Origin of the sequence: Streptomyces sp. NPDC047971, from assembly GCF_040653355.1 — a bacterium.
In the GTDB taxonomy this organism is placed as follows: Bacteria; Actinomycetota; Actinomycetes; order Streptomycetales; family Streptomycetaceae; genus Streptomyces.
In genome coordinates this window covers 1-26,795 of sequence record NZ_JBEZNW010000053.1, presented here as the reverse complement: position 1 = coordinate 26,795, position 26,795 = coordinate 1, and the positions used below count along the sequence as shown (strand labels likewise).

Genomic DNA, 26,795 nt, shown 5'->3' with positions numbered 1-26,795 from the left:
GCGGTTGCGCACAGTGCGCGCGCCACCCTACCGGGGACGGGCACAGGTGGCTGCAAGTAGGATCGCCGTCTCATGGGGGAGGCCGTCGCTCACGGGGGCGCCGGTGCGGAACTCCCGCACGAAGTCCGCCCGTAACGAGGGATTGATGCGCCGGTGAGCCAGATCGTCGTCAAGCGCCCGCCGAGGTCGCTTCCTCCGGAAGTGCCCAGTGAGGAACTGGTCCTGGAGGCCCCGCCCGAACTGCCGCGCGGGCAGCAGGAGGGCATGCTGATGCAGCTCCTGCCGATGCTCGGCATGGGCTCCTCCGTGGTGTTCTTCTTCATGCCTGGGGCGCATCCGTTCATGCGCATCATGGGTGTGCTGATGCTCGTCTCCACACTCGCGATGGCCATCGCGCAGATCGTGCGGTTCCGGAAGGGTACGCAGGGGCAAATTGCCGATGTCCGGCGCGACTACCTCAAATACCTCGCGCAGACCCGGCGTACGGTGCGGCGGACGGCGCGCAAGCAGCGCGACGCGCAGCTGTATCTGCACCCCGCCCCCGAGCAGTTGTGGTCGGTGGTGGCCGAGGGCTCGCGCGTGTGGGAACGCCGCGTCGGCGACAAGGACTTCGGGCAGGTACGGATCGGGCTCGGCGCCCAGCAGTTGGCGACGCCCCTGGTCGCGCCGGACACGGCGCCGGTGGACGAGCTCGAGCCGCTGTGCGCGGGCGCGATGCAGCAGTTCCTCGCCGTGCACGGTTCGCTGGACGGGCTGCCGATGGCGGTCTCGATGCGCGCCTTCTACCACGTGACGGTCTCCGGGGAGCCGGAGGCGGCGCAGGCCGCGGCGCGCGGCATGGTCTCCCAGCTGGTGACGATGCACTCCCCCGACGATCTGCTGGTGGCCGTGGTCGCGGCCCGGGGCGCGCAGGACCGCTGGGACTGGACGAAGTGGCTGCCGCACACTCAGGTGGCGGGGCAGGTCGACGGGGCGGGCAGCAAGCGGCTGTTCGGCGACGACCTCGGTGAGCTGGAGTCGATGATCCGCTCGCGGCTCGACGGCCGGCCGCGGTTCAGCCGCGACAACCAGCCGGTGCTGGACCAGCCGCACGTCGTGGTGGTCCTCGACGGCGGGATGGTGCCGCCGGACTCGCTGTTCGCGGCGCCCGAGGGTCTGCAGGGCGTGACCATCATCGAGGTGGTCTCCGGTGAGCTCGACGAGCCGCGCGGCGGCCTCTCGGTGGTCGTGCGGCCCGGGCGTCTGCGCCTGGAGTCGGGCGGCGGTTTCGCCTACGAGGGCGTGCCGGACGGGATCTCGCCGCCGGCCGCCGAGGCGCTGGCGCGGCAGCTCGCTCCGCTGCGGATGGGCGGCGGTGACGACGACGAACCGCTGCTCGCCAACCTGGACTTCACGGATCTGCTGAACCTGGGTGACGCGGCGTCGGTGGACGTGGCGCGGACCTGGCGGCCCAGGTCGGTGGCGGAGCGGCTGCGCGTGCCGATCGGTGTCGGCGAGGACGGCCAGCCCGTCATGCTGGACCTCAAGGAGGCGGCGCAGGAGGGCATGGGCCCGCACGGTCTGTGCGTGGGTGCGACCGGTTCCGGAAAGTCGGAGCTGCTGCGCACGCTCGTCCTCGGTCTCGCGGTGACGCACTCCTCGGAGACGCTGAACTTCGTGCTCGCGGACTTCAAGGGTGGTGCGACCTTCGCGGGCATGTCCCAGATGCCGCACGTCGCGGCCGTGATCACCAACCTCTCCGACGACCTCACGCTCGTGGACCGCATGGGCGACGCGATCCGCGGTGAGCTGCAGCGCCGTCAGGAGCTGCTGCGTTCGGCGGGCAACTACGCCAACATCCACGACTACGAGAAGGCGCGGGCGGCCGGTGCTCCGCTGGAGCCGCTGGCCTCGCTGGTGCTGGTCATCGACGAGTTCTCCGAGCTGCTGACGGCGAAGCCGGACTTCATCGACATGTTCATCCAGATCGGCCGCATCGGCCGCTCGCTGGGTGTGCACCTGCTGCTGGCCTCGCAGCGTCTGGAGGAGGGCAAGCTCCGCGGTCTGGACACGTACCTGTCGTACCGGATCGGTCTGCGGACCTTCTCGGCGGCCGAGTCGCGCACGGCGATCGGCGTGCCGGACGCCTACCACCTGCCGTCGGTGCCCGGTTCGGGTTACCTGAAGTTCGGCACGGACGAGATGACCCGGTTCAAGGCGGCGTACGTCTCCGGCACGTACCGCACGGGCGGGCCGCGGCTGACGGCCGGGCAGATGCCGATCGAGCGGCGTCCCGCGGTCTTCACCGCCACGCCGGTGCCGGTCGTGTACGCGGCGCCTGACCCGGCGTATCTGACGGCGCAGCGCGAGGAGGAGGACGAGGCGCTCGCGGACACCGTCCTCGACGTGATCGTGCGCCGGCTGGAGGGGCAGGGCGTGCCCGCCCACCAGGTGTGGCTGCCGCCGCTCGACCAGGCTCCGTCCCTGGACCAGCTCCTTCCGGGTCTCGCGCCGACCGCGGACCGGGGCCTGACGGCGACGGAGTACACCCGTCCCGGCGGTCTGACCGTGCCGCTCGGCCTCATCGACAAGCCGTTCGAGCAGCGGCGCGAGGTGCTGTACCGGGACTTCTCCGGTGCGGCGGGCCACATGATGGTGGTCGGCGGTCCGCAGTCCGGCAAGTCGACGCTGATGCGGACGCTGATCTCGTCGTTCGCGCTCACCCACACCCCTGCCGAAGTGCAGTTCTACGTGCTGGACTTCGGTGGTGGCGGCATGGTGTCGCTGGCCGATCTGCCGCATGTCGGCGGGGTCGCGTCCCGGCTGGACCCCGAGCGGGTGCGCCGTACGGTCGCGGAGGTGCTCGGCGTCCTGAACCGGCGCGAGGAGTTCTTCCGCTCGAACTCGATCGACTCGATCAGCACCTACCGGCGCAAGCGTGCAGCGGGTGAACTGCCCGGCGAGGCATGGGGCGACGTCTTCCTGGTCGTCGACGGCTGGGGCGGTTTCCGCAACGAGTACGACGGGCTGGAGCCGGTCGTGTCGGACATCGCGGCGCGCGGTCTGGGCTACGGCATCCACGTGGTCATCACGGCGGCCCGCTACATGGAGGTGCGGGCCGCGCTGAAGGACCAGATGCTCGGGCGTCTGGAGCTGCGGCTCGGCGACGTCATGGACTCCGAGTTCGACCGCAAGGTCGCGGCGAACGTGCCGGCGGGTGTGCCGGGTCGTGGCCAGGTGCCGGAGAAGCTGCACTTCATGGGCGCGCTGCCGCGGATCGACGGGTCGAGCTCGGCGTCGGACCTCTCGGACGGCACCGGCGCGTTCGTGCAGGCCGTGAAGAGCAACTGGGCGGGCGCGCCGGCCCCGGCGGTGCGGCTGCTGCCGCGCCGGCTGCCGGCGGAGCAGCTGCCGAAGGGCTTCGAGTACCCACAGCACGGCATCGCGATCGGTATCGACGAGACGAACCTGGAGCCGGTGTTCGTCGACTTCGAGACGGACCCGTTCTTCCTGATCTTCGGCGAGAGCGAGAGCGGAAAGACGGGCCTGTTGCGGCTGATCGCCAAGCAGCTGTGCGAGCGGTACACCCCGGAGCAGGCGCGGATCGTGGTCGGCGACTACCGGCGCACGATGCTGGAGGCGGTCGCCCCCTCGCACCTGCTCGAGTACGCGCCGATGGCGTCCGCCATGCAGATGCACATGGACGCCATCAACACGGTGATGACGAAGCGGGCGCCGAAGCCCGACATCACCCCGCAGCAGCTGCGGGACCGCAGCTGGTGGACGGGTCCGCAGCTGTACGTCCTGGTGGACGACTTCGAGCTGGTGGCGACGAACTCGGGCAACCCGCTCCAGGTGCTGGTGGAGAACCTGCCGTTCGCGCGGGACGTGGGTATCCGCTTCATCGTCGCGCGCAGCGCGGGAGGCGCGTCGAGGGCGATGTACGAGCCCTTCATGCAGCGCGCCAAGGAGCTGGGCGCCCAGGGCGTCATCCTCTCCGGCGACCCCGGCGAGGGCGACATCCTCGGCAACGTCCGCGCCCGTCCGATGCCTCCGGGCCGCGGCACCTTCGTCTCCCGCAAGCGCGGGACGCCGCTGGTGCAGCTGGGCTGGCTGCCGGAACAGCACTAGGAGCGCGCGCAAGTACCGCCGACCGTCCGAGGACGGCCGGCGGTACTTGCGCTCCTCGGCCGTCCTGGTGCCGCTGGACACGCGGGCGGCCTGTGGGCCGCGGACTTCGGTGGGACGTTCCACGAGCAGAAGGCATGCGGAAGAGCGACCACTCGGTCTGCGTGGGTACCACCCGTGATCCCGGTCCGGGCTGGGGGTCGCGCTGCCGGTACGACATCGACGCTCCGGGCGGCATCGACGTCAACGCGTCCGTTCCGAACAACATCTTCGCCAACGAGAAGGAGATCGCCTTCCCCGCCGCCCGCACCCCCGACCAGTCTGCTACCCCCTGGATGGACGCAATGAGCGAGAGGCTGCTGGGCAGCCGGGACGACGCCACAGCCGTGCGCGGCACGGAGCGGGTGCGATGCACCGTGCGGTGGTGGATCGACGACGCGCTGACCATGCCGTACGGCGTCGAGGCGACCGGGCCGTGGGGGTCGGCGCCGGCTCGGGGCAGGGACCTGTCCGGGGCGTTGCGGGACGTACGGCTCCGGCTGGAGGAGGGTGGCTGGCTGCTGGCCGTCAACGGGGCCCGGGCGGAGGTACGGCAGAGCGGCATGCTGGCCGGCGGCGGGAGCGACCGGGCGTACGTGCTGAAGCCGGGTGAGCCCGCCGATCCCGCGAACACGGTCGGGCTCTTCGACGACGCCCCGGTCGACAGCGTGCTGGGCGTCGAGCAGCAGGAGGCCGCCTACCGGCGGCTGCTGGACGAGTGGGACCGCCGGGCCCAGCCGTCGGTCCCCCAGCAGCCGCAGGCCCGGCAGGCGGCGGGGCGGCCCGTGCCCGAACTCACCGAGGAGCTGCGGGCGCAGGCCCGGCGGGCGCCGGGCACCTGGCTGTACTCGATCGACCCGATGTACGACCCGGCCGGTCAGGTGCCGCCCTTCGCGGTGATCGGGGCGTGGCAGGTGGACCCGCAGGGGGAGCCCGGAGCGTTCCAGCACAACCCGAACTACCGCCCCTCCCCCGTGAGTCTGGGCTGGCCGCGGCCGACGGACCCGGTGGAGGCGTCCCTGCAGCTCGCGGCGAGCGGGCACGGACCCGACGAGGCGCTTCCCGAGGCGCTCGCGGCGGCGACGGTGTACCTGCCGGACGAGGGCGCGGACATCGCCGTCTACACGGACGCCGAAGGCCGGTTCGTCCCGGTGCTCACCCACCCCGACCACGCTCCGGCGGACGTGCCGCGGCTTCGCCCCGTGAACGGTGCCGAGTTGGCCCGGCTGCTCCCCGCCGATCTGGCTCTCAAGCTCAATCCCGGCGGCCGGGTCTCCGTGCGGGTCCCGGTCTCCGACGTACGCGCCGCGGCGGAGCGGCTCGGCCACTAGGCTGATCCACACGCTTGACCACGCACGAGGCTCGTTCACAGCACAGATAAGGATCGCGCCGATGGCCGACGCCACTGAGAAGGAACGACAGAAGGAAGAGCTCTACGCGCTCGACATCTCCGACGTCGAGTGGGAGGGCGCTCCCGGGACCTCTCCGGACGAGGAGCGGGTGGAGATCGCCCGTCTCCCCGAGGGTGCGGTGGCGATGCGGTCGTCGCTCGACAGGGGCACCGTGCTGCGGTACACGAAGGCCGAGTGGGACGCGTTCGTCCTGGGCGCGCGTGACGGGGAGTTCGATCTCCGCTAGCCGCGGCGCATACGTGTGAGGGGGTGGCCCGTACGGAACGGGCCACCCCCTCACACGTGTTGGCGTGATGTCACATCATCATGCGGAAGCGGGCCGCGTTGCCCTTGTCGGTGTCCGTGTAGCCGATGACGGACTCGTCGAGCAGCCGCGCGATGCGCTGCAGGTCCGCGTTGATGGCGGCCTGGTCCTTGGTGATGCGGGTCTGGCTCTCCTGGTACGCGGTCTTCGCCTCACCCTCCCAGGCGGAGGCGACGCGGTTGACGTCGGCCATGAGGTCGGACAGCTTCTGCGAGAGCTGGGTGGCGGTGAGGCGGACGTCGCCGGCCGCCTGCGTCACGGTGTCGTAATTGACGGCAGTCGTCATGGTGTTGGCTCCTGGAGTGAGAGATGCGCGAAGGCGAGAAGGTGAGGACGAGCCCTGTGGGCTCAGGCCATGCCGAGGATGGCGCTCTGGCCCTGGCTGGTGTCGTCCATCGTCCGGAAGCTCCGGATGCGATCCTCTTCCTCACGCGTGAAGCCGTCGGCGCTCATCCGCATGAACTCCTCGAGCTTGATGAGCTCGACGCGCATGTTCTTCAGGCGCAGGTTCAGGTCGTTCTGCACCCGGTCGAACTCCTTCTGCGCCGCACCCTGCCAGCCGGCCTGGATGCGGTCCACCACGCCGTTGAGCGAGGTGATGCGGGCCTGGATCTCGTCGTGGAAGTCCTGGATCCGGCCGGCGAGCTTGGTCTGCTCGGAACTGGTGACATTCAGGTTTGGCGTCGACATCTTGCCCCTTCTTCCTTCGGTGGCGTCTCGACGGTCGCTGCCGTCGGGCCTTCCGGTCGTGATATGGACGGGTATCTCTTGATGCCGCCCCCGTGCAGGGTCACTTCACTGCCGTGCCCCCGACAGTCACTCTAGCCAGTTGGTACGACAGTTCCAACTGCAAAGGACCGAACTGGTACATGACTGTTTCGGTTCATCGGGCGGCTCCCTGACGCCGCCGCCCGTCGCGGATCACGATGGCCGTGCCGGCGACCACGGCCACCAGCACACCGCCGATCCCCAGCGTGTAGGTGGCGAGCCGTTCGGTGCGCTCCTGGGGCGTCTCCGTGACCGCGAGATGGGCCGCCTCCGGGGCCGGCGGCTTCGGCGGTCCCGGGTCCTCGGTGGGCGCCGTCGGCTGCGGTTCGGGACCGTCGGCGAGCGCCTTGACCGGGTCGACCACGCCCCAACCGACGTGGTTGTCACGGCCGTTGATGGACCGTACGGCGGTCTGCTCGATACGGGCCACGATCTGGGCGGGTTTCCAGTCCGGGTGCTTGGCACGCAGCAGGGCGGCGACGCCGGAGACGTACGGGGCGGAGAAGCTGGTGCCGTTGTCGACGCACTGGCCGCCGCCGGGGACGGTGGAGACCATGTCGACGCCCGGCGCCGCGACGCCCACCATCGTCCCGGACTGCGAGAACGGGGCCCGCTCGTTGTTGCGGTCGGAGGAGGCGACGGCGAGCACTCCGGGGAAGGCCGCGGGGTAGGTGCTCTTGAGGTTTCCGTCCATGCCGTCGTTGCCCGCGGAGGCCACGACGACGATGCCCTGCGCCACGGCCTTGGCGACCGCCCGGCCCATCGGTGATTCGGGCTTCTGCGCCTTGGTGGTGTCCTGCGAGATGTTGATGACGTGGGCGCCCTTGGCGATCGCGTGGTCGATCGCCAGCGCCATCGTGTCGGAATTCCCGCTGTTCTTCTCGTCGTTCTGCCGGATCGGGATGATCGTCGCCTCGGGGGCGAGCCCCACGAAGCCGGTGCCGGAGCGCGGGCGGGCGGCGATGATGCCGGCGACCTTGGTGCCGTGGCCGACCTCGTCGACCGTGCCGTCGGTCTTGCCGCGCTTTTCGTCCCCGGGGCCCGGGTTCTCCTTGTCGGGCTTCAGGTAGTCCTTGCCCGCCTTGGCGTCGACCGCCGTCTTGAGCTGCGGGTTGACGTCGTCGACTCCCGTGTCGATGACGGCGACCCGGATGCCCTTGCCCTTGGTGTCCTGCCAGAGCTCGTCGAGCAGGACCCGCTGGAGCGACCAGGGAATGCCCTCGATCTGCTTCTTCATCGGGAAGGTGCACTCGCCGCTGCCGTCGAGGAGGACGTCGTGCGGCGGCGCCGCCGCGACCGCGGGCGGTGCGGCGAGGATCCCCGTGAGGGCCGTGACGGTGAGCAGGGCCGCCGTTCGGTTGGTCACCACTGCCACCTCCTCACGAACCCTGCGGCTGGCGCGCGCTGTTGGTGTCGAGCCTCGGACCCTTGGACAGGAACTCCGACCACGCGATCGGGACCAGGAGCGGAGTGACCTTCTCGTAGCCGAGACGGGTCTGTGCCTCGCTCGGTTCCGGGCGGCCGTCGGTCTGCTTGCCGTCCTGGTCCCCGGCGCCGATGTCGGAGCGGCCCGCGTCGCTGTCGCCGTTGGCCTGCACCGCGTAGCGCAGGCCGGTGTCGGTGACGAGGAAGAGCGAACCGTCGGGCTTGGTCTGGTTGCCCTGGACCTGGGTGTAGAGCAGGCCGCTGCCCGGCGTGACGTACGTGCTGGTGCCGCCGGCGGTGATCTCGGCCGGGTACTTCGTGCCGGCCCAGGTGGTCAGCGTCGTGCGGCCCTTGTCGTCGACCCGGTTGAGCACGCTGCACAGGGTGTCCCGGGCGCCTCCGCCGGTCACCGTGTTGATCTGCACGGACTTGCGGGTCGGCCAGCGGTACTGCGCGCCGAAGGTGGTGGCGTCCGGGATGAAGGAGGCCGCGTCGACGGATGTCGCCTCGCCGTCCATGTCGAGGGCGTCGGTCTGCGGCGAGTTGATGAGCAGCCAGGCGGTGAAATCCGACACGGGCTGGACCTTGCCGGGCAGGACGACGTAGTGCTGCGGCCCGGAACCGGTCTGGCCCCGCAGCACCATGCCGACCCGGTCCTCGGTCTGGCTGAGGTTGCCGCCGCCGATGCCGGCCGGGTCGCCGACCTTGCCGGGGATCTGTGGGAACTCGATGGGGCTGCCGGTGTGCAGGGTGGCCAGCCAGTCGTCCGTGACCTGCTGGGGCTCCTTGTTGAGGCCGACGAGCGCCGTGGTGAGACCGGCGGACTCGGCGGGGTCCCCGGGCACCCGGTACTTCGTGCCCTGGTGGTCGACGAGGTAGCGGGCCCTGTCCTTCTGCCCCTGGACGTACATGATCTGTCCGTCCTTGAGCTGCCCGCTGTCCTCGGTGCGCTTGAAGTCCCGCTGGGCGAAGACGAAGGTGGCCTTCTGGACGCTGGATCCCTTGCCGCCACCGGGCTGTTCGCAGACGGCCCAGTGCTTGGCCACGCCGGCCTCGTCGGCGGTCGGGAGCCGGTCGGGGGCGTACGGGATGCCGAGGATCGGGCCGCGCGGCGGCTTGCCCGCGTCGAGCAGCTTGTCGTCGACCTGGATGACGGAGAACTGCTGCGGAGTGAGCAGGAGCCGCGCCGACGCCAGGTTGAGGACCGGGTGCAGCAGGGTCTTCTTGTCCTTGCCCTTGCCCGTGGTGAGTACGACGTAGCGGGTGGTCGACTGCTTGCCGACGATCACCTTGGTGCCGGGCTCGTCCCAGCCCTTGGGGGCCTTGGGGCTGAACATGCCCCAGGCTCCGAAGCCCGCGAGCACCACCGCGCCCACGATCAGGCCGGGGACGATCGCGCGCAACGGGCGCGGCGCCCCCTCCTCCGTGCCCGAGGGCGAAGGTTGGAGGAATGCGGCCACCGTGCGCTTCTTCGCAAAGGTGTACGCGTTGAGCTCATCCCGCCGTGATGCCATGAGTCCCCATTTTCGTCAGGCGCAGTCTTCACCGACGAGCCCGGGGAGCATGGCGCCCGGGCCCCGGCAGTCGGACCGGCCCCCTACTATGCCTGCTGTCCGGTGGTGCTTGTGGGGCGGGTAGGGTGATCGAGCCGCCAAAGCCCTGGCGGGCCAGGGTGATCGGGACGAATTGGGGGGATTCTCCATGATGGCATCCGCTACGCGGACGCGGACGCGGCGTGCGGCGGCCGCACCCTCCTCGGCGCCTGCGGCGCAGACTCCGGCGGGTGCACCGCCGGCCGCCGCTCCTCGACTTCAGGCACGTCCGGGACACTTCGGATCGTTCCGATTGCAACAACTCGTACTGATTGAGGTCGCTGCCGCGCTGCTGCTCGTGGCGTGGGTCATCGAACCGCTGCTGCTGGTGCCCGCCGGTGTCGTCGCCGCGCTGCTGGTGCTGCTCGCGGTGGTGCGCAGACACCGCCGCTCGATGCCGGAGTGGCTGGCCACCTATCTCGCCCTGCGCACGCGGACGCGGCGGGCCGCCTCGCTCGTCCTCCCCGAGGGCACGGAGCCCGGCCTCGCGCCGGTCGTGGAGTGCGATCCCGCGCTGCGCACCTACGGGTACAGCGACCGGGACCGTCGGCCGGTCGGGATGGTCGGCGACGGCACGTTCCTCACCGCGCTGGTGCGCGTCGAGTCGGAGGCCACGGGGCTGCGCGCGGACCGCGCGGCACGGCCGCTGCCGGTCGGCCTGGTCCGGGACGTCCTGCACGTCGACGGGATCAGGCTGGAGTCCGCGCAGATCGTGCAGCACACCCAGCCGGCGCCCGCGCCGCATCTGCCGGACCAGTCGATGGCCAAGCGGAACTACGCGCCGCTGCAGGCGCAGACGGGTTCCCCGGCCCTGCGCATCACGTGGGTGGCGCTGAAGTTGGACCCGGAGCTGTGCCCGGAGGCGGTCGCCGCCCGCGGCGGCGGCCTGGAGGGTGCGCAGAAGTGTGTGGTGCGGGCCGCCGACCAGTTGGCGAGCCGGCTGGCCGGCGCCGGCTTCAAGGCGACCGTCCTCACCGAGCAGGAGCTGATCGGCGCGCTGGCGACCTCGACGTGCGCGAGCCCGATGGCGATCGCCCAGGCGGGGCGCGGCCAGGCGCAGTCGCGTCGGACCCAGGAGACCGCGCGGACCTGGCGGGTCGACGACCGACGTCACACGACGTACTGGGTGGGGCGCTGGCCCCAGCTGGGCAGCGCGGGTGGCGCGGGCGCGTCGATGCCGCAGCTGATCGCGCTGCTGACCTCGCTCCCGGCTCTCGCGACGACGTTCAGCCTGACGCTGAGCGGCGGTGACCGTCAGGAGGTGACGGTGGCCGGACACGTACGGATCACCGGTCGCAGCGACGAGGAGCTCGTGGCGGCGCGGCACGAACTGGAGCGTGCGGCGCGCGGGGTGAAGACGGGTCTGGTGCGGCTCGACCGTGAACAGGTTCCGGCCATGCTTGCTTCGCTGCCGCTCGGGGGTGCGCGCTGATGTCCTTCTCCACCACGCCTTCTGCTTCGTCCTCTCCTCAGCCGTCCCCCGGGAACCGGGGTACGGGTGCCGGTTCCGGCAGACGCGGCGCCGGCCGCGGTGCCGGACGCGCCGCGAAGCCCAGGTTCGGCTTCGGGCTCGTCGGGCCGCGCCGTGACCGGCACGCGGTACCGCTGGAGCAACTCGGCGCGCTCGGCCTTCCGGTCGGCGACGACGGCATGGTCATCGGCGTGGACGCCGAGGGCAGGCCCGCGGTGCTCGGCATCAACCGCCCCACCCCGTACGACGTGACGCTGATCGGCGGTCTGTGGACGGCGCAGGTCATGGCGCTGCGCGCGGCGGCGACCGGGGCCCGGGTGGCCGTGGAGACCGGTCGCGCGCAGGCGTGGACCGCGCTCGCGCAGGCCGCGGGCGGCGGTCAGCCGTGCATCACGCTGCACGACGTCGGTCGCGTCCCTCCGCAGGGCGCGTCGGCCGGCAGTCCGGTGGTCGTGGTGCGGGACTGCGGCATGCGTCCGCCGCGCGGGCGCGTCGTGTCCGGCCCCTGGCAGTCGGTGGTGACGCTGCTGCCGTATCTGAGTCCGGTGGCGCCGCGCCTTCTGGAGAAGTCCTCGCTGGTCGGGGTCCAGCGGGTGTCCCCGGACGAGGCCACGCAGATCGGCCGCATCATGGGGCTGCCACGAGCGGAGTCGGAGGCGTTGTCGACGCTCGCCGACGGCGTCACCCTGTGGTGCACGCCGAGCGACCGGCAGTTCGTGATGACCCAGGCGACGGACGCCGAGACCGGATTGTTGGGCAGCGCGCGCCGGATGGACTGACGGCGGGACATTCTCCCATCACGTCCTTTTTTGTACGCATGTGAATCGCCACGTGATCACCCGAGGTTCACTCTGCGGTGCCCGTAGCTCACTTGGGGGCGAGACGTGATCTACGGGACAGACGTGGGCGGGCGGCCGGGCCTGCCCCACGGACACGGTTGGCGTTTAGGGTGGGTAGGGCCCGCCCACGACAGCACAAGGGTGCGCGACCACACCAGGAGGCAAAGTGAACGGCGATCGGGACGAGATCCACGGGGGTTGGAATCCACCCGCCGATGATCAGTCCGACGCGGATCCCGCCGAGATGACGGGTGAGTTCACCATCGACTACACCCCTCCGGCCTGGTACACGCAGAACGCGTCGGGATCGGCCGGCTCCGGGACGTCCGGTGGCGCGACGCCACCGCCCCCGAGCGGTGCGCCCGTTGCCGTCCCGGGCATCCCGGCGGGCAGCGGCTACGAGCCCCACTGGGCGCCCCAGCCGCCGGTACCGCCGACACCCACGCCGGCCGCTCCCGCCCCCGTGGCCCCGGCTCCGGTCCCGCCCGTACCGCCGGTTCCCGTGCCTGTCGCCCCGGTCGCTCCCGCCGTGCCGGACCCGTCACCGGTCGCGCCGCCCGCCGTGCCCGCCGACGGCGGGTCGTTCGGTGGCGGTGACCTGGAGAGCGGCGCCACCATGCGCTTCTCCCCCGCCGCGCTGAAGCGCGAGATGGAGGAGATCTCCGAGCGCGCGGCCGCGGCCGGGACCACGGACGGCGCCGCGGGCTCCCCCGCCGAGGCGCCGACGGACGGCCCGGTGGCCCCCGCTGCCACGCCGTCCGTGCTCGACACCCATGGCACTCCCGGCGAGGCGACCGGATCCGAGGACGGATCCGCCGTCTCCGAGGACCGGAACACCGACGTCGCCGCGGGCGGCGCCACCGGCCTGCCGGAACAGGACGCGGCGACCTCCACCGACACCGCCGCGGCCGAGTCCTCGCCGTCGGACGCCGAGGGCTCCGCCCCGGCCGGCGACGGCACGGAGTCGGCGCCGCGGGCGGACGAGACGCCGGCCGCGCCGGCCCTGCCGGCGGGCGACTCCCCCCAGCAGGACGCGTCCGGTCCCGCCGACCCCGCGGCGCCCTCGTCCGGCGCCCCGTCGGACGAGGCGCGTGACGACGCCGTGCCCGCTCCGCAGGCCGTCGGCACGCCCGAGGACGCCGCTCCGGCGGCCCCCGAGCCGCAGGACGCCGTCCCCGCCGCGCTGCCGCCGGCGCTGCCCCCGGCGCCCGAGCCGTGGAGCCCCGCCGCGCCGCAGGGTGGTGCGGGGCTGCCGCCGCTGCCGCCGTCGTTCCAGCCCGCGGCCCCGTCCGCGGCGCCGCAGTGGCCCGCCCCCGCCCCGACCGGCGACCAGTCGGTGCCGCCGCCGGGCCCGCTGCCGGCCGCCGCCTCCTGGCCGGCCCCGACGACGCCGAACGCGCCCGTGCCGCCCCAGGGCGCGCCGGGCGGCTACGGCTTCCCGCAGCCCGGTCAGCCGCAGCCCGCGCCCGTACCGCAGCAGGGTCAGGGCGCCTACGGATTCCCGAACCCCGCCCTGCAGCCCGCGCCGCAGGCCCCCGAGGTCGGCGCACCGGCACCCCAGGACGGTTACGGCTTCCCGCACCCGGGAACGCCCGGCGCCCAGCCCGCCCCGCAGGCTCCTGACGCCCCCGCCCCCCAGGGCGGCTACGGCTTCCCGCACCCGGGAACGCCCGGCGCCCAGCCCGCGCCGCAGGCGCCCGGAGCCGGCGCACCCGCCCCCCAGGGCGGCTACGGCTTCCCCCACCCGGGCGCCCAGCCCGCGCCGCAGGCGCCCGAAGCCGGCGCACCCGCCCCCCAGGGCGGCTACGGCTTCCCGCACCCCGGCGCCCAGCCCCCGCAGGCACCCGAGGCCAACGCCCCGACGCCGCAGGGTGGTTACGGCGTTCCGCAGCCCGGCACCCCCGGCGCCCAGCCCGCGCCGCAGGTGCCCGGAGCCGGTGCGCCCGCCCCCCAGGGCGGCTACGGCTTCCCGCACCCGGGTGCCCAGCCCCCGCAGGTGCCCGGTCAGATGCAGCCGGACCACCAGGCGCCCGTGCCGCCGCAGGCCGGCCAGCCGCCGGTCGACCCGCGGACCGGGGCCGCCTGGCCGACCGCGGTCACGCACGACCAGCGCGAGCGTTCCGTGCCGGGCGCCCCGCTCGGCTACAACGCGGCCGTGGAGCTCTCCTCCGACCGTCTGCTGCGCAACAACAAGCAGAAGGCCAAGTCCAGCCGGAACCCCGGCGCCTCGGCCCGTTTCAAGATCGGCGGCAAGAAGGAGGAGGCCGAGCGGCAGCGCAAGCTCGACCTGATCCGTACGCCGGTGCTGTCCTGCTACCGGATCGCGGTCATCTCCCTCAAGGGCGGTGTCGGCAAGACCACGACGACCACCGCGCTGGGCTCGACCCTGGCCACCGAGCGGCAGGACAAGATCCTGGCGATCGACGCCAACCCGGACGCGGGCACGCTCGGCCGTCGGGTGCGACGCGAGACCGGGGCCACCATCCGTGACCTCGTGCAGGCGATCCCGTACCTCAACTCGTACATGGACATCCGCCGCTTCACCTCGCAGGCGCCCTCCGGCCTGGAGATCATCGCCAACGACGTGGACCCGGCCGTCTCGACGACGTTCAACGACGAGGACTACCGGCGGGCGATCGACGTCCTGGGCAAGCAGTACCCGATCATCCTGACCGACTCGGGTACGGGTCTGCTCTACAGCGCGATGCGCGGGGTGCTCGACCTGGCCGACCAGCTGATCATCATCTCCACCCCGTCCGTGGACGGTGCCTCCAGCGCGTCGACGACGCTCGACTGGCTCTCCGCGCACGGATACGCGGAGCTGGTCCAGCGCTCCATCACGGTCATCTCCGGAGTCCGCGAGACGGGCAAGATGATCAAGGTCGACGACATCGTGCAGCACTTCCAGACCCGCTGCCGCGGAGTCGTCGTCGTGCCCTTCGACGAGCACCTGGCCGCGGGCGCCGAGGTCGACCTCGACATGATGCGGCCGAAGACGCGCGAGGCGTACTTCCACCTGTCCGCGATGGTCGCCGAGGACTTCGCGCGGGCGCAGCAGGCGCAGGGGCTGTGGACCGGCGACGGGCAGGGCGGCGTTCCGCCGCACATGGCCCCGCCGATGCCCGGTCAGCCCATGCCCGGTCAGCCGATGCCGGGTCAGCCGTACGGCGGCCAGCCGGCACCCGGTCAGCCGTACGGCGGTCAGCAGGCACCCGGTCAGCCGTACGCCCCCCAGGCTCCGCAGCCGGGTCAGCCGTACGGCGGACAGCCGGGCGAGCAGCCGTACCCGCAGGCGCAGCCCCAGCCGTACCCGCCCCAGCAGCCCGGTCAGCCCGGGATGCCGCAGGGCTGGCAGCAGCCTCCGCAGGCACCGCCAGCCCCTCAACAGTAAGGCGTCAGAGGACTGGACCAATGAGGCTCCGCACCGGCTCCCCGGTGCGGAGCCTCTTGGCATTCCCGCAGCCCACAAGGGGTTTGAGTCGTCGTTGACGCCGCTCCGTCACCGCTGATAAACCTTCGCTTCACCAGATGGCGCCCCAAGATCGACGACAGAACCCCAACGCGAGGTCACGTCCCATGGTCAAGGTCACGAAGGTTCACTCCCGCCAGGTCGCCCCCCGAAGACTTCCCCGGCTGCTCCTCGCCGCGGGAGTCGCCGCCACCACGCTCGTGGTCGCGCCCCAAGCCACCGCCCGGACCACCGCCCAAGCCGCCGAGGGAGACACCACGCTCACCGTCGCCGTCTCGCAGAGCGTCGACTCGCTGAGCCCCTTCCTCGCGCAGAAGCTCGTCTCCACCAGCATCCACCGGTTGGCCTACGAGTATCTGACGAACTACGACGCGAACGACGCCAAGCCGATCCCGGGCCTGGCGACCGAGTGGAAGTCCTCCCCCGACAAGCTGACGTGGACCTACACGATCCGCAAGGACTCGAAGTGGTCCGACGGGAAGCAGGCCACCGCCGAGGACGCCGCCTGGACCTTCAACAAGATGATGACGGACGAGAACGCCGCCACCGCGAACGGCAGCTTCACGTCCAACTTCAGGAAGGTCACCGCGCCGGACCCGCAGACGCTCGTCATCGAGCTGAAGAAGCCTCAGGCCACGATGGCGGCGCTGGACGTGCCGATCGTGCCCAAGCACGTCTGGGAGAAGGTCGGCGACTTCTCCAAGTTCAACAACGACCAGCAGTTCCCGATCGTCGGCAACGGCCCGTTCGTCATCACGGACTTCAAGGTCGACCAGTACATCAAGCTCAAGCCGAACAAGAGCTTCTGGCGCGGCGTACCCCAGTTCGACGAGCTGGTGTTCAAGTACTACAAGGACGGTGACGCCGCCGTCGCCGCCCTGCAGAAGGGCGAGGTGTCCTTCGTCCCGAACCTGACGCCCGCCCAGGCCGCCGCCCTGAAGTCCGCGAAGAACATCAAGGTCAACGACGCGCCCGGCCGGCGCTTCTTCGCGCTGGCCACCAACCCGGGCGCCCGCTCCAAGGACGGCAAGACCTTCGGCAACGGCCACAAGGCGCTGCTCGACCCAGTGGTCCGCAAGGCGCTCTTCCTCGCCGTGGACCGGACCACCATCGTCGACAAGGTCTTCCAGGGCCACGCCGTCGAGGGCGAGGGCTACATCCCGCCGCGCTTCGCCTCGTACTTCTGGAAGCCCGAGGCGGCGCAGAAGCTGGCCTACGACCCCGCCAAGGCCGCACAACTGCTCGACCAGGCCGGATACAAGAAGAACGGCGACGGCAAGCGGGTCGGCAAGGACGGCAAGCCGCTCGACTTCCGGATCCTGTGTCACGCCACGGACCCGAACGACAAGGCGATCGGCAAGTACCTCCAGGAGTGGTGGGGCGAGCTCGGCATCGGGCTGAAGGTCGAGTGCCTCGACAACGTCGGCGACCCGTGGACGAAGGGGGACTACGACCTCGCCTTCGACGGCTGGTCCGTCAACCCCGACCCCGACTACGTCCTGTCGATCCACACCTGCGGCACCCTGCCCGCCACCCCGAAGGACTCCGGGGCGACGGACAACTTCATCTGCGACAAGCAGTTCGACGCCCTGTACGCGCAGCAGTCGGTGGAGTACGACGCCGCCAAGCGGGCGGATCTGGTCAAGCGGATGCAGTCACGCCTGTACGACACCGGGTACATGAACATCATGGCGTACCCGAACGCCCTCGAGGCGTACCGCACGGACCAGATCAAGTCCATCACGACGATGCCGGCCGCCGCCGGCAACCTCTACGGCCAGGACGGCTACTGGAGCTGGTGGTCGGCCGTTCCCACCACCACCGCCGCCGGCTCCTCGGCGGACGGCGGATCGAGCGGCTCCGACAGCGGCGTGATCATCGGCATCGGTGCCGCCGTGGTGGTCGTGGTCGCCCTCGGCGTCTTCCTCGGCATGAGGCGCCGTTCCACCGCGGACGACCGCGAGTAGTCCGTGACGACAGCAAGCACGCCCGCCGACGTGGTGCGGACCGAGAAGGTCCGCACCACGGACGGCGCCTCCCGCACCGGTACGACCCTCCAGTACCTCCGCTACGTGGCCGGGAAGCTGGGCGGCGCCGCCGTCTCGCTCCTCGCCGTGCTCGTCACCAGCTTCTTCCTCTTCCGGATCATCCCCGGTGACCCGGTCAAGGCGATGACGCACGGTGTGCCCACCTCGGCCGAGCAGCTGGCGACCCTGCGCCGTCAGTTCGGGCTCGACCTGCCGCTCTGGCAGCAGTTCACCGACTACTGCGCCAAGGCGCTGAGCGGCGACCTCGGCACCTCGTACCAGTTCCACGCCCCGGTGGGCGACCTCATCGCGCAGAAGCTGCCGGCCACCCTGCTGCTCACCGGGGTCGCCGTCGTCATCTACTCGGCGCTCGGACTCTGGCTCGGCACCCGGTCCGCCTGGCGCCACGGCGGCCTCGGCGACAAGCTGAACACCGGCGTCGCCCTCACCCTGTGGTCCGTGCCCTCGTTCTGGCTCGGACTCCTCCTGATCATCGTCTTCTCGGTGGGCATCGGCCCGGTCCCGGGGCTCTTCCCGACGGGCGGCATGGAGTCGGGCGCGGGCGAGACCGGCTTCGCGTACGTCCTCGACGTCGCCCACCACATGGTGCTGCCGGTCCTCACCCTGGTCGCGGTGGGCTACGCGCAGACCCTGCTGGTGATGCGTTCCTCGCTGCTCGACGAGATGGGCAGCGACTACCTGACCACCGCGCGGGCCAAGGGACTCCGGGACGATGTCGTACGCCGCCGGCACGCCGTGCCGAACGCGCTCCTGCCGACCGTGACCATGGTCTTCATCAACCTCGGCCATGTGGCGGCCGGTTCGATCCTGGTCGAGACGGTGTTCTCCTGGCCGGGGCTCGGCGGACTGTTCTACCAGGCGCTGAGCGTGCCCGACCTGCCGCTCGTCCAGGGACTCTTCGTCGTCTTCGCCGGCGCGATGATCGTGATGAACCTGATCGCCGACCTGCTGTATCCGCTGCTCGATCCCCGGGTGGGCCGATGACCTCTCTCGTATGGGAACGCCGACGCGGTTCGGTGTCCCGCTTCTGGAAGCAGTACCGGACCCATCGCGCCGGCCTGTACGGTCTGGCCGGGCTCACCGTCATCGCGCTGCTCGCGCTCGCCGCTCCGCTGATCGTCGGCGCCGACGTGCAGTCGGTCACCAACGCGCCGGGGACGGCCCTGGAGTCACCCAGCGCCGAATTCCCGCTCGGGACGGACCAGTTCGGGCGCTCGCTGCTCGGGCTGCTCATCTGGGGGGCGAGGATCTCGCTCCTCGTCGGCCTGCTCGCGGCGGCGCTGTCGGTCGCCATCGGCACCCTGGTCGGCATCATCGCCGGCCACTACGGCGGCTGGTTCTCGACCGTCGTCATGCGGATCACCGACTGGTTCCTGGTGATGCCGACGCTCGTCCTCGCCATCGTCCTCGCGACCGTGCTGTCCCGCTCGATGTGGACGGTGATCCTCGCGATCGGCGTCACCACCTGGCCGACCACCGCGCGGCTGGTGCGGGCCCAGACGATCGCGGTGGAGTCCCGGCCGTACATCGAACGGGCCACCGCGCTGGGCGGCGGGCACGGGCACGTCATGAGCCGGCACGTGCTGCCCAACGTGATGCCGCTGGTGCTCGCGCAGACCACGCTCGGCATCTCCACCGCGATCCTCACCGAGGCGACGCTGGCCTTCCTCGGCCTCGGCGACCCGACGGTCGTGTCCTGGGGCGGCATGCTCCAGGACGCGCGGGAGGCGGGCGCGGTCTCCTCCGGCCACTGGTGGTACCTCGCCCCGCCCGGGATCGCGATCGCCCTGGTCGCGCTCGCGTTCACGCTGTGCGGACGCGCCGTCGAGTCCGTCCTGAACCCGAAGCTGGGGGTGGGGCGATGAGCCTCCTGGAGGTACGGGACCTGAGCGTGACATACGGGACGGGGGCGGCCGCCGTCCCCGCCGTACGAGGGGTCGATCTCACCCTGGCCGCCGGGCAGAAGCTCGGGGTCGCGGGCGAGTCGGGCTGCGGGAAGTCGACGATGGCGCTCGCGCTGCTGCGCCTGCTGCCGCCGTCGGCCCGGATGACCGGGCGGATCCTGCTCGACGGCGAGGACGTCCTCACCATGAAGTGGGGCAGGCTGCGAGCCGTGCGCTGGGCCGGCGCGTCGATCGTCTTCCAGGGGGCGATGCACTCGCTGAACGCGGTGCACCGGATCGGCGACCAGATCGCCGAGCCGCTCCTCACCCACGGGCGCTCCACCCCGGCGGCGGCCCGCAGGCGGGTCGGGGAGCTCCTGGAGCACGTAGGACTGCCGGCGGCGCGCGCGGTGGCCTATCCGCACGAACTGTCCGGCGGGCAGCGGCAGCGGGTGATGATCGCGATGGCGCTCGCCTGCGATCCGCGGCTGATCGTGGCCGACGAGCCGACGACGGCGCTGGACGTGATGATCCAGGCACAGATCCTGCGGCTGATCGAGCGGCTGGTGGCCGACGAGGACATCAGCCTGCTGATGATCAGCCACGACCTCGCGGTCCTCGCCGACACCTGCGACCGGCTCGCGGTGATGTACGCCGGGCGGGTCGTGGAGGAGGGCCCGGCGCGGGCCGTGTACGACGCGGCCCGGCACCCGTACGGGCAGGCGCTGTCCTCGGCCTTCCCGAGGATCGGCGACCCCGCGTCCCGGCGGGCCCCGCGCGGGCTTCCGGGCGATCCGCCGGACCCTGCCGATCTGCCGGCCGGCTGCGCGTTCCACCCGCGCTGCCCGGTGGCGGTGGAGGTGTGCGGCGAGCAGGACCAGGAACTGCGGGAGGCGGGCGCGGGGCGCCGGGCGGCCTGCGTACACGTAGGGAGCGGCTCGTGAATCCGTTGACATCCGACGGCGGCGCGTCCGAGGTGGGCTCGCCGGTCCGGGGCGGGGCGTCGAGCCCCGCGCCGCCGGTTCCGCTGTTGTCGGCGACCGGTCTGCGGGTCACCTTCCCCGGACGACGGGGCGCGCCGGCCGCCCGCGCGGTGGACGGGGTGGACCTGGACATCGGCGCGGGCGAGATCGTCGCGCTGGTCGGCGAGTCGGGCTGCGGCAAGACGACGCTGGCCCGTTCGCTGCTCGGCCTGGTGCCGCCCACGTCCGGGACCGTCGCCTTCGCCGGAGAGCCGCTGGCGTACAGCTCCCGCGCCCTCAAGGCGTACCGGAAGCGGGCCCAGCTGGTCCTGCAGGACCCCAGCGGGTCGCTGAACCCGCGCCACACGGTGTACGACGCCGTGGCCGAGGGGCTGCGGATCCACGGCTGTGCCGGGGACGAGCGGGCCGCCGTCGCGGAGGCCCTGTCCCGGGCGGGACTGCGCCCGCCGGAGCGCTTCTTCCTGCGCTACCCGCACGAGCTGTCCGGCGGGCAGCGGCAGCGGGTCGTCATCGCGGGCGCCCTCGTCCTCCAGCCCGAGCTGATCGTCGCGGACGAGCCGGTGGCCTCGCTGGACGCCTCGGTGCGGGGCGAGATCCTGGCGCTGCTGCTCCGTCTGCGGGACGAGCTCGGCCTGTCGGCGCTGGTCGTCACGCACGATCTGGGGCTCGCGTGGAACATCGCGGACCGGGTGGCGGTGATGTACCTGGGGCGGATCGTGGAGACGGGCACGGTGGAGTCCGTCCTGACGTCGCCTCAGCACCCGTACACCCGGGCCCTGTTGTCCGTCCTGCCGGAGTCCGAGGCCGAGCCGGTGATCCTCAGCGGGGAGCCCCCGGACCCGGCCCGCATCCCGTCCGGGTGCCGCTTCCACGCCCGCTGTCACGTCCTGGCCTCGGGAGAGGCGTCGGCGGTCGCGGACCGCTGCCGTGGCGAGGACCTGCCGATACTGGGCGGCGGCGGGGCGCGGGACGTGGCCTGTCACTGGGTCCGTGACGGGGCGGAGGTCGCGAGCGGGGGCTGACGGCCGGGCCGTTCATCGCGCCGCCCCGCCCGCGCCCTCGCGGCGCGGGCGCAAGGAGGGGTCCTCGGCCCGGTCGTGACCGGTCCCGTCCGCGCCCTCGCGGCGCGGGCGGGGCGGCCGCGGTCAGCTGTTCCGGTCGTACGCCTCGGTGAGCTCGCGGCAGCGCTTCACGTCGCCGGCCATCGCCTCCAGCAGGGCGTCCAGCGTGTCGAACTTCAGCATCCCGCGGACGTACGCGAGGAAGTCGACGGAGACGTGCAGTCCGTACAGGTCGAGCCCCTCGCGGTCGATCGCGTACGCCTCGACCGTCCGCTCGGTGCCGTCGAACTGGGGGTTGGTGCCGACCGAGATCGCGGCCGGCATCCGCTCCCCCGCGGCCGTCAGCCAGCCGGCGTACACGCCGTCGGCCGGGATGGCGGTGTGCGGCAGGGTCTCGACGTTGGCGGTCGGGAAGCCGAGCTCGCGGCCGCGCTGGGCGCCGCGCACGACGATGCCCTCGACGCTGTGCGGGCGGCCGAGGATCTCGGCGGCGCCCTCCATGTCGCCCTCGGCGACGAGACGGCGGGTGAGCGTGGAGGAGAACGGCTCGCCGCCGCCCGCCGTGCCGCTCACATAGAGGTCGACGACCTCGACCTCGTAGTCGTAGGTGGCGCCGAGCTCGGCCAGGAAGTCGACGTTGCCGGCGGCCCGGTGTCCGAAGCGGAAGTTCGGTCCCTCGATGACGGCCTTGGCATGCAGCTTGTCGACGAGGACCTTCACGATGAAGTCCGCCGGGGAGAGCTGCGAGAACTCGGCGGTGAAGGGGAGCACCAGCACGGCGTCCACGCCCAGCTGGGCCATGAGCTCCGCGCGCCGGTGGTGCGGGGCCAGCAGGGGCGGGTGGCTGCCGGGCCGTACGACCTCGGAGGGGTGCGGATCGAAGGTGACGACGACCGAGGGGACGCCGAGCTCGCGGGCCCGGTCCACCGCCCGCCCGATGATCAGCTGGTGCCCGCGGTGCACACCGTCGTAGGAGCCGATGGTGACGACGCTGCGCCCCCAGTCCTGGGGGATGTCCTCCAAGCCACGCCAGCGCTGCACTGTGACCGCTCCTCGTCCGCCTGTTCGCCGATTACGCAGGTCTAAGACTGCCATGCCCGGGGCCGTCGTCCCGCATCGGCATGGAAGTGCCGAGGCTCAGGACCGTACGGCGGGTGCCCGCGCCGACGACGGCGGTCCAGTCCGCCGGCTCGGCGGTGAGCCAGCCGGCCAGCTGGACGGCGAAGCAGGGGACTTCGCGGGCCAGCTCGACGAGCCTGCGGTCGAGGCAGGTGGCGCCCTCGTGGGTGCGGACGAGGAGGAGGCCGGCGCGGCGGACGATGTCGCGGGTACGGACCTCGGCGCGCCGCTCGCAGCCGTGGGCGGCGGCGCGCAGCAGGGCGTCGAGGACGGCCAGGTCGCGGGCCTCGTACCGCTCGTGGTCGAGCAGCATGTCGAGCAGTTCGGTGCGCAGGAGCCGGGAGGCTCCGGTGCCGGGTGCGGCGAACACGGGCGCGAGGGCGCTGCGGACCTGTACGGGACGGTGCTTGAGGAGGCCGGTGACGAGCGGGAAGAGGATCGCCCGTGCGGCCGGTCCGTGTTCGAGGCGGCGGTCGAGGAAGGCGGCGGCGTGGCGGACGCCGGCGGGGTGGCGGTCGACGTAGTCGAGCACGAGGGCGGCGGCCCGGCGGGCGAGGGCGGGGGTGGTGACCTCGGCGAGGGCGCGGAGCACGTCGCCCGCGGCCTCCCCCGGGCCGTGCAGGCGGGTCTGGAGGGCGGCGAGGACCGGTTCGGGGTGGGTGGGGAGCGCGGCGGCGAGCGCGCCCGCCGGGACGCGGGGGTCGGTGAGCGCGCGGGGCAGGTGGCGGGTGCGGGTGTGCGGGTCGCGGACGAGGAGGCCGAGGGCGGGGCCGTGCAGGGCGGCGTCGCCGGGGCGGGCGAGCAGGGCGAGGGCCGTGAAGCGCAGGAGCTCGCGGTCGGGTCCGCTCGTGGCGTGCTCGGCGACGAGGTACGCGTACGAGGCGGCGGCGGCCCGGCGGGCGGGGCGCCCGTCGTCGTGGGCCCACCGGTCGACGGCCCGGCACACGGCGGACGGCTCGTCCTCGGCGAGGGCGGCGAGGAGCCCCTCGGCGAGCGGATGGGCGGTGGAGACGAGGGCCTCGCAGAGGTCGTCGACGGCGAGGCTCCGATGGGTGTGCAGCAGCGCCTGCGCGGCGGCGGCGACGGTGGCGTCGGGCGCGGCGGCGAGCGCCCGGCCGTCCCCGAACCACCGGCAGAGCAGGGGCTGCACGCCCCGGGGCTCGGCGACGAGCCGGGCGGCGACGGCGTCGAGGAACCGGGGCCCGGCGTCGTCCCCGGGTCCGGCGTCGGCGGGCACGACCCGCCGCAGGAGGTCCAGCCGCTCCCCTTCCCCGATGCGCAGGGCTCCCCAGAAGGCGGGCCCGAAGGGCGCGAAGACGTCACGGCGGGATGCGGAGGCGCGTGGAGCGGACGGGGCGGGCGAACGCTGGGCGGGCACGTGCCCCGCCGGCGTCACCCGTCCGGGCACGCGCCCCGGCCCGGAGCCGGAGCCGGGACCGGAGCCGAGGCCGGAGCCGGGACCGGGGCTGGAGCCGGGACCGGGACCAGGACCGGAGCTTGGACCTGAGCCGGAGCCGGGACCGAGTCCTGAACCGGAGCCGGGACCTGAGCCGGAGCCGGGACCTGAGCCGGAGCCGAGGCCGGGCACCGGCCGGGGAAGCCGGTCGTCGGGCCGTACGGAGGCGGGGGCGGACGCCGGCCGGGGAAGCCGTTCCTGGGGCCGTACGGGCGCCGGGGCGGGCACCGGCCGGGGAAGCCGTTCCGCCGCCCGTGCCGGGGCCGGGCCCGGCGCCCGCGACGCGGCGGGGCGGGGCGTGTCGGCGCCGACGTGGTCGGCGAGGTGGCGCAGGACCCTGAGGTAGGGCCTGAGGTCGGGGAGGCGCAGCAGGGTCTGGGACAGGAGCTGGGCTCCCCACCACGCCGCGTCGGTGGACTCCCGGTCCGCTGTGGACAGGCGGTCGAGGGCGTCGGCGAGGGCGGTCAGCCGGCGTGCGAGCGCGGCCGGGCCCTGTTCGCGGTCCAGGAGCAGCAGGGCCTGGACGACCGGGCCGATCCGGTGGCGGGGCACGGGCGGTGCATGCGGCGGCTCCGCCGCTGCCGCGCCGTGCGCGCGGGGCGGCGGCGGGGTGGCGCGCGGCGTCCCGGTCCGGGACGGGAGCCCGAGGGGCGCGCTCTCGTGCCAGCGGTGGACGAGCGCGTGCAGGGCCCCGTCGATGTCCAGATGAGCCCCCTGGACCCAGTCGGCGAGCTCCTCGTGTCCGAAGCGGTAGCCGGATCCGGCGGGAACGACGAGGCCCTCGGTGAGGACGGCGGACGCCCAGCCGGTCCGCCACGGGAAGATCTCCTCGAAGGACTCCCGGTCCAGTTCGCCCTGCCCCGGTCCCAGGCACCGGCGCGCCGCCTCGTGAACCTGTCCGGCCACGCGCGCCGCGAGCCGCCGTACGGCCGCGCCGCGCGGGAGAGGACGGGAGCCGGCCGCGATCCGTACCGCGACGCGCAGGCACATCAGGTCCAGGTAGGCGCCGAAGATCTCCTCCCGCCCCGGGCGGCCGGGCACGTCGCCGGGCAGCGCCTCACGCACCTCGGCGAGCAGCCGCAGCGCGAGCGGATGCCGTGTGTCGTCCTCCGCCAGATCGACCGGGCGGAGCCCGTACCGCGCCAGGGCCGGTGCGGCCTCCCGCTCGGTCAGGTCCCCGATCGGCACGGCGCCCGCGCCGGGAAGCGGTGCCCTCGGTGCGGGGACCGGTGCGTGCGCGCCTGCGCCGGACCGCGGCGCGGAGGGACCCTCCCGCCCCTCCGCGGGCGCGCTCACGCCGGTACCCGGCCGGGTACCGGCGTCCGTTCCCGCGCGGTCCCCGCGGCCCGGCACGGATCCGCCCGCTCCCCCGTGCAGCGAGTCCGGCGCGTAGAGGCCGCTCGCCTGCTCCCAGTGTTCCGGGCGGCAGCCGAGCATCAGGCGGACGCCGTGGGTGCGGAGCCAGGACTCCGTGCCCGCCGTCCAGGCGGGGAGGCGGTGGGCGAGCGCCGGTGGCATCTCCTCCGGGCCGTCGAGGATCACGAGCAGCGGGCGGCCCGCCTCGCGGGCGAGGGCCGCGGCCCGATCCGGGGTGGCGGTGGTGGCGTCGCCGCGCGTGCCGGTCGTCGCGACGATCCGGCCGGCCTGGCGCAGGACGCGGGCGACGGCGTCGGCGACCGAGGTGTCCGCCGCGCGCAGGTCCGCGCCGCGCAGCCAGACGGTGGGCGCGGGCTCGGCTCCCCGGGCACGGTCGGCGCAGTGGGCGGCGAGCGCGGTGGTGCGGCCGGTGCCGGGTGCGCCGACGAGCGCGAGGACCCGCGCGCGGCCTGTCGCGAAGGCGGCGAACTCCCTGACGCAGTCGGCTCGTTCGACGGGTTCGGTCCACGCCTTGGGTCCCGCCGCCGCTCCGAGAGAGGTGGCGGCGAGTTCCAGGACGCCGGCCAGGTTCAGGTCCTGGCCGTAGCAGGGGACGGTCGCGGCGTTCCGCCGCAGCAGCGCGGCCAGCGGCTCCACGGCCGCGAGGGGGACCGCGTACCCGCCCGCGCCGCGGCGGTCGCCGTGCAGCGCGGTGCCGAGGACCGCGACCACGGCGCCGGTCTCGGGGTCCACGACCGGCCCTCCGGCCGCCCGGCCGCCGAGGCGCAGTGCCTCCGCGCCCTCGGTGCCGATGGCCAGCTCCAGGGCGTGGCCGAGGACGTGGAAGCGGTCGGTGGCGGTGTACGTGACGGACGCACCGCCCAGGACCCGCGCCTCGCGCCAGCCGTGCGCCGCGATCCGTACGTATGTCCCGGGCTCGATCTCGGTCCGGGGCGAGACCGGGAGGGGGCGGACGCCGAGGCCCTCGGTCCTCACGAGCGCGAGTCCGGCCTCGGGCAGCGCGGTGATGGAGTCGGCCTCGGCGAGACACATCCGCTCGTCGGCGGCGTGCAGCATGATCCGTCCGAGCCCGTCGACGGCCTCGTGGCTGGTGACGACGGTGCCGCGGTCGTCGGCGACGAAGCCCGTCCCGCGCGGTCGGCCCGCCGGATCGCAGATCCGTACCAGCGTCGCCAGGTCCCCGCGTCCCATGAGGACGACGGTAGGTCTGCGGTGATCACTCCGAGAAGCGCACAGGACGAACGCGCCCCCCAGTGCTCCCCCGTTTCACTCCGAGCGCCTGCCCGAAGGGGTGAATGCGGGGTTCGGAATGGATAGACAGTCCCCGGAGGGGGATCGTGGGGGGGGGGGGCGCCCCCGGGCCCCCCCCCCCGCGCGCCGGGCCCCCCCCCCCCCGGGGGGGCGGCGGGGGCCCCCACCGCGCGGGGCCCGGGGCCACCCGC

General features: G+C 73.1%; 17 protein-coding genes. 11 read left to right on the top strand and 6 right to left on the bottom strand.

Annotated features, from left to right (window positions below):
* The first annotated feature begins 153 nt into the window (after positions 1 to 153).
* The 3 genes from eccCa (at position 154) to AB0D99_RS32395 (ending at position 5,784) form a co-directional block, all read left to right on the top strand.
* A complete protein-coding gene (gene eccCa, locus AB0D99_RS32405; protein WP_362370549.1) occupies positions 154 to 4,110 on the top strand; it encodes a type VII secretion protein EccCa in 3,957 nt (1,318 codons plus the stop codon).
* 134 nt (positions 4,111 to 4,244) lie between these two features.
* The gene (locus AB0D99_RS32400; RefSeq protein ID WP_362370546.1) at positions 4,245 to 5,477 is read left to right on the top strand and encodes a type VII secretion system-associated protein; all 1,233 of its coding nucleotides are present in this window, start codon (positions 4,245 to 4,247) and stop codon (positions 5,475 to 5,477) included.
* A 61-nt stretch (positions 5,478 to 5,538) separates the two neighbouring features.
* On the top strand, positions 5,539 to 5,784 hold the full coding sequence (locus AB0D99_RS32395) for a DUF397 domain-containing protein (protein WP_362370543.1): 246 nt from the start codon (positions 5,539 to 5,541) through the stop codon (positions 5,782 to 5,784).
* Between the two features lie 70 nt (positions 5,785 to 5,854).
* Here AB0D99_RS32395 and AB0D99_RS32390 read toward each other — a convergent pair whose 3' ends face one another.
* From AB0D99_RS32390 to eccB, 4 genes are all read right to left on the bottom strand, one after another.
* Positions 5,855 to 6,148 (bottom strand): WXG100 family type VII secretion target, encoded by a 294-nt coding sequence (locus tag AB0D99_RS32390; RefSeq protein WP_362370540.1) that lies wholly within the window; start codon positions 6,146 to 6,148, stop codon positions 5,855 to 5,857.
* A 62-nt stretch (positions 6,149 to 6,210) separates the two neighbouring features.
* A complete protein-coding gene (locus AB0D99_RS32385; protein ID WP_362370537.1) occupies positions 6,211 to 6,552 on the bottom strand; it encodes a WXG100 family type VII secretion target in 342 nt (113 codons plus the stop codon).
* A gap of 193 nt (positions 6,553 to 6,745) precedes the next feature.
* Complete coding sequence (gene mycP, locus AB0D99_RS32380) at positions 6,746 to 7,996, bottom strand: type VII secretion-associated serine protease mycosin (protein ID WP_362370534.1); 1,251 nt, start codon at positions 7,994 to 7,996, stop codon at positions 6,746 to 6,748.
* Positions 7,997 to 8,009: 13 nt separating this feature from the next.
* Positions 8,010 to 9,569 carry a type VII secretion protein EccB gene (eccB, locus tag AB0D99_RS32375; protein ID WP_362370531.1) on the bottom strand — a complete coding sequence of 520 codons (1,560 nt, stop codon included), beginning with the start codon at positions 9,567 to 9,569 and terminating at the stop codon, positions 8,010 to 8,012.
* 190 nt (positions 9,570 to 9,759) lie between these two features.
* Here eccB and eccE point away from each other — a divergent pair, with 190 nt between their 5' ends.
* The 8 genes from eccE to AB0D99_RS32335 all read left to right on the top strand — a co-directional run bounded on the left by eccE (position 9,760) and on the right by AB0D99_RS32335 (position 21,362).
* On the top strand, positions 9,760 to 11,079 hold the full coding sequence (gene eccE, locus AB0D99_RS32370) for a type VII secretion protein EccE (protein ID WP_362370589.1): 1,320 nt from the start codon (positions 9,760 to 9,762) through the stop codon (positions 11,077 to 11,079).
* Positions 11,079 to 11,897 carry a hypothetical protein gene (locus tag AB0D99_RS32365; protein WP_362370528.1) on the top strand — a complete coding sequence of 273 codons (819 nt, stop codon included), beginning with the start codon at positions 11,079 to 11,081 and terminating at the stop codon, positions 11,895 to 11,897. The genes eccE and AB0D99_RS32365 overlap by 1 nt, the downstream gene beginning before the upstream one ends.
* 226 nt (positions 11,898 to 12,123) lie before the next feature.
* Positions 12,124 to 15,348, top strand: coding sequence for an SCO5717 family growth-regulating ATPase (locus tag AB0D99_RS32360; RefSeq protein WP_362370525.1), 3,225 nt, complete (start codon positions 12,124 to 12,126; stop codon positions 15,346 to 15,348).
* A gap of 185 nt (positions 15,349 to 15,533) precedes the next feature.
* Positions 15,534 to 17,393 carry an ABC transporter substrate-binding protein gene (locus AB0D99_RS32355; protein ID WP_362370522.1) on the top strand — a complete coding sequence of 620 codons (1,860 nt, stop codon included), beginning with the start codon at positions 15,534 to 15,536 and terminating at the stop codon, positions 17,391 to 17,393.
* A gap of 33 nt (positions 17,394 to 17,426) precedes the next feature.
* Entirely contained in the window at positions 17,427 to 18,458 is a 1,032-nt protein-coding gene (locus tag AB0D99_RS32350; RefSeq protein WP_362370586.1) for an ABC transporter permease, read from the top strand.
* Positions 18,455 to 19,339 carry an ABC transporter permease gene (locus AB0D99_RS32345; protein WP_362370519.1) on the top strand — a complete coding sequence of 295 codons (885 nt, stop codon included), beginning with the start codon at positions 18,455 to 18,457 and terminating at the stop codon, positions 19,337 to 19,339. Before AB0D99_RS32350 ends, AB0D99_RS32345 begins: the two co-directional genes overlap by 4 nt.
* Positions 19,336 to 20,301, top strand: coding sequence for an ABC transporter ATP-binding protein (locus AB0D99_RS32340; RefSeq protein WP_362370516.1), 966 nt, complete (start codon positions 19,336 to 19,338; stop codon positions 20,299 to 20,301). The genes AB0D99_RS32345 and AB0D99_RS32340 overlap by 4 nt, the downstream gene beginning before the upstream one ends.
* Before the next feature lie 32 nt (positions 20,302 to 20,333).
* On the top strand, positions 20,334 to 21,362 hold the full coding sequence (locus AB0D99_RS32335) for an ABC transporter ATP-binding protein (RefSeq protein ID WP_362370583.1): 1,029 nt from the start codon (positions 20,334 to 20,336) through the stop codon (positions 21,360 to 21,362).
* Positions 21,363 to 21,485: 123 nt separating this feature from the next.
* Here the strand turns inward: AB0D99_RS32335 and AB0D99_RS32330 are convergent, their stop codons facing one another.
* Complete coding sequence (locus AB0D99_RS32330) at positions 21,486 to 22,442, bottom strand: bifunctional riboflavin kinase/FAD synthetase (RefSeq protein ID WP_362370513.1); 957 nt, start codon at positions 22,440 to 22,442, stop codon at positions 21,486 to 21,488.
* Positions 22,443 to 22,473: 31 nt separating this feature from the next.
* Positions 22,474 to 26,544, bottom strand: a complete 4,071-nt coding sequence (locus tag AB0D99_RS32325; RefSeq protein WP_362370510.1) for a serine protease — start codon at positions 26,542 to 26,544, stop codon at positions 22,474 to 22,476.
* Between the last annotated feature and the right edge of the window lie 251 nt (positions 26,545 to 26,795).

Excerpts from the sequence above, each read along its gene's own strand:
- AB0D99_RS32390 (WP_362370540.1), bottom strand. The coding sequence starts at position 6,148 with ATGACGACTGCCGTCAATTACGACACCGTGACGCAGGCGGCCGGCGAC.
- eccE (WP_362370589.1), top strand. The coding sequence starts at position 9,760 with ATGGCATCCGCTACGCGGACGCGGACGCGGCGTGCGGCGGCCGCACCC.
- eccB (WP_362370531.1), bottom strand. The coding sequence starts at position 9,569 with ATGGCATCACGGCGGGATGAGCTCAACGCGTACACCTTTGCGAAGAAG.
- AB0D99_RS32400 (WP_362370546.1), top strand. The coding sequence starts at position 4,245 with ATGCGGAAGAGCGACCACTCGGTCTGCGTGGGTACCACCCGTGATCCC.
- AB0D99_RS32395 (WP_362370543.1), top strand. The coding sequence starts at position 5,539 with ATGGCCGACGCCACTGAGAAGGAACGACAGAAGGAAGAGCTCTACGCG.
- AB0D99_RS32385 (WP_362370537.1), bottom strand. The coding sequence starts at position 6,552 with ATGTCGACGCCAAACCTGAATGTCACCAGTTCCGAGCAGACCAAGCTC.
- AB0D99_RS32325 (WP_362370510.1), bottom strand. The coding sequence starts at position 26,544 with ATGGGACGCGGGGACCTGGCGACGCTGGTACGGATCTGCGATCCGGCG.
- AB0D99_RS32365 (WP_362370528.1), top strand. The coding sequence starts at position 11,079 with ATGTCCTTCTCCACCACGCCTTCTGCTTCGTCCTCTCCTCAGCCGTCC.
- AB0D99_RS32340 (WP_362370516.1), top strand. The coding sequence starts at position 19,336 with ATGAGCCTCCTGGAGGTACGGGACCTGAGCGTGACATACGGGACGGGG.
- AB0D99_RS32355 (WP_362370522.1), top strand. The coding sequence starts at position 15,534 with ATGGTCAAGGTCACGAAGGTTCACTCCCGCCAGGTCGCCCCCCGAAGA.
- AB0D99_RS32345 (WP_362370519.1), top strand. The coding sequence starts at position 18,455 with ATGACCTCTCTCGTATGGGAACGCCGACGCGGTTCGGTGTCCCGCTTC.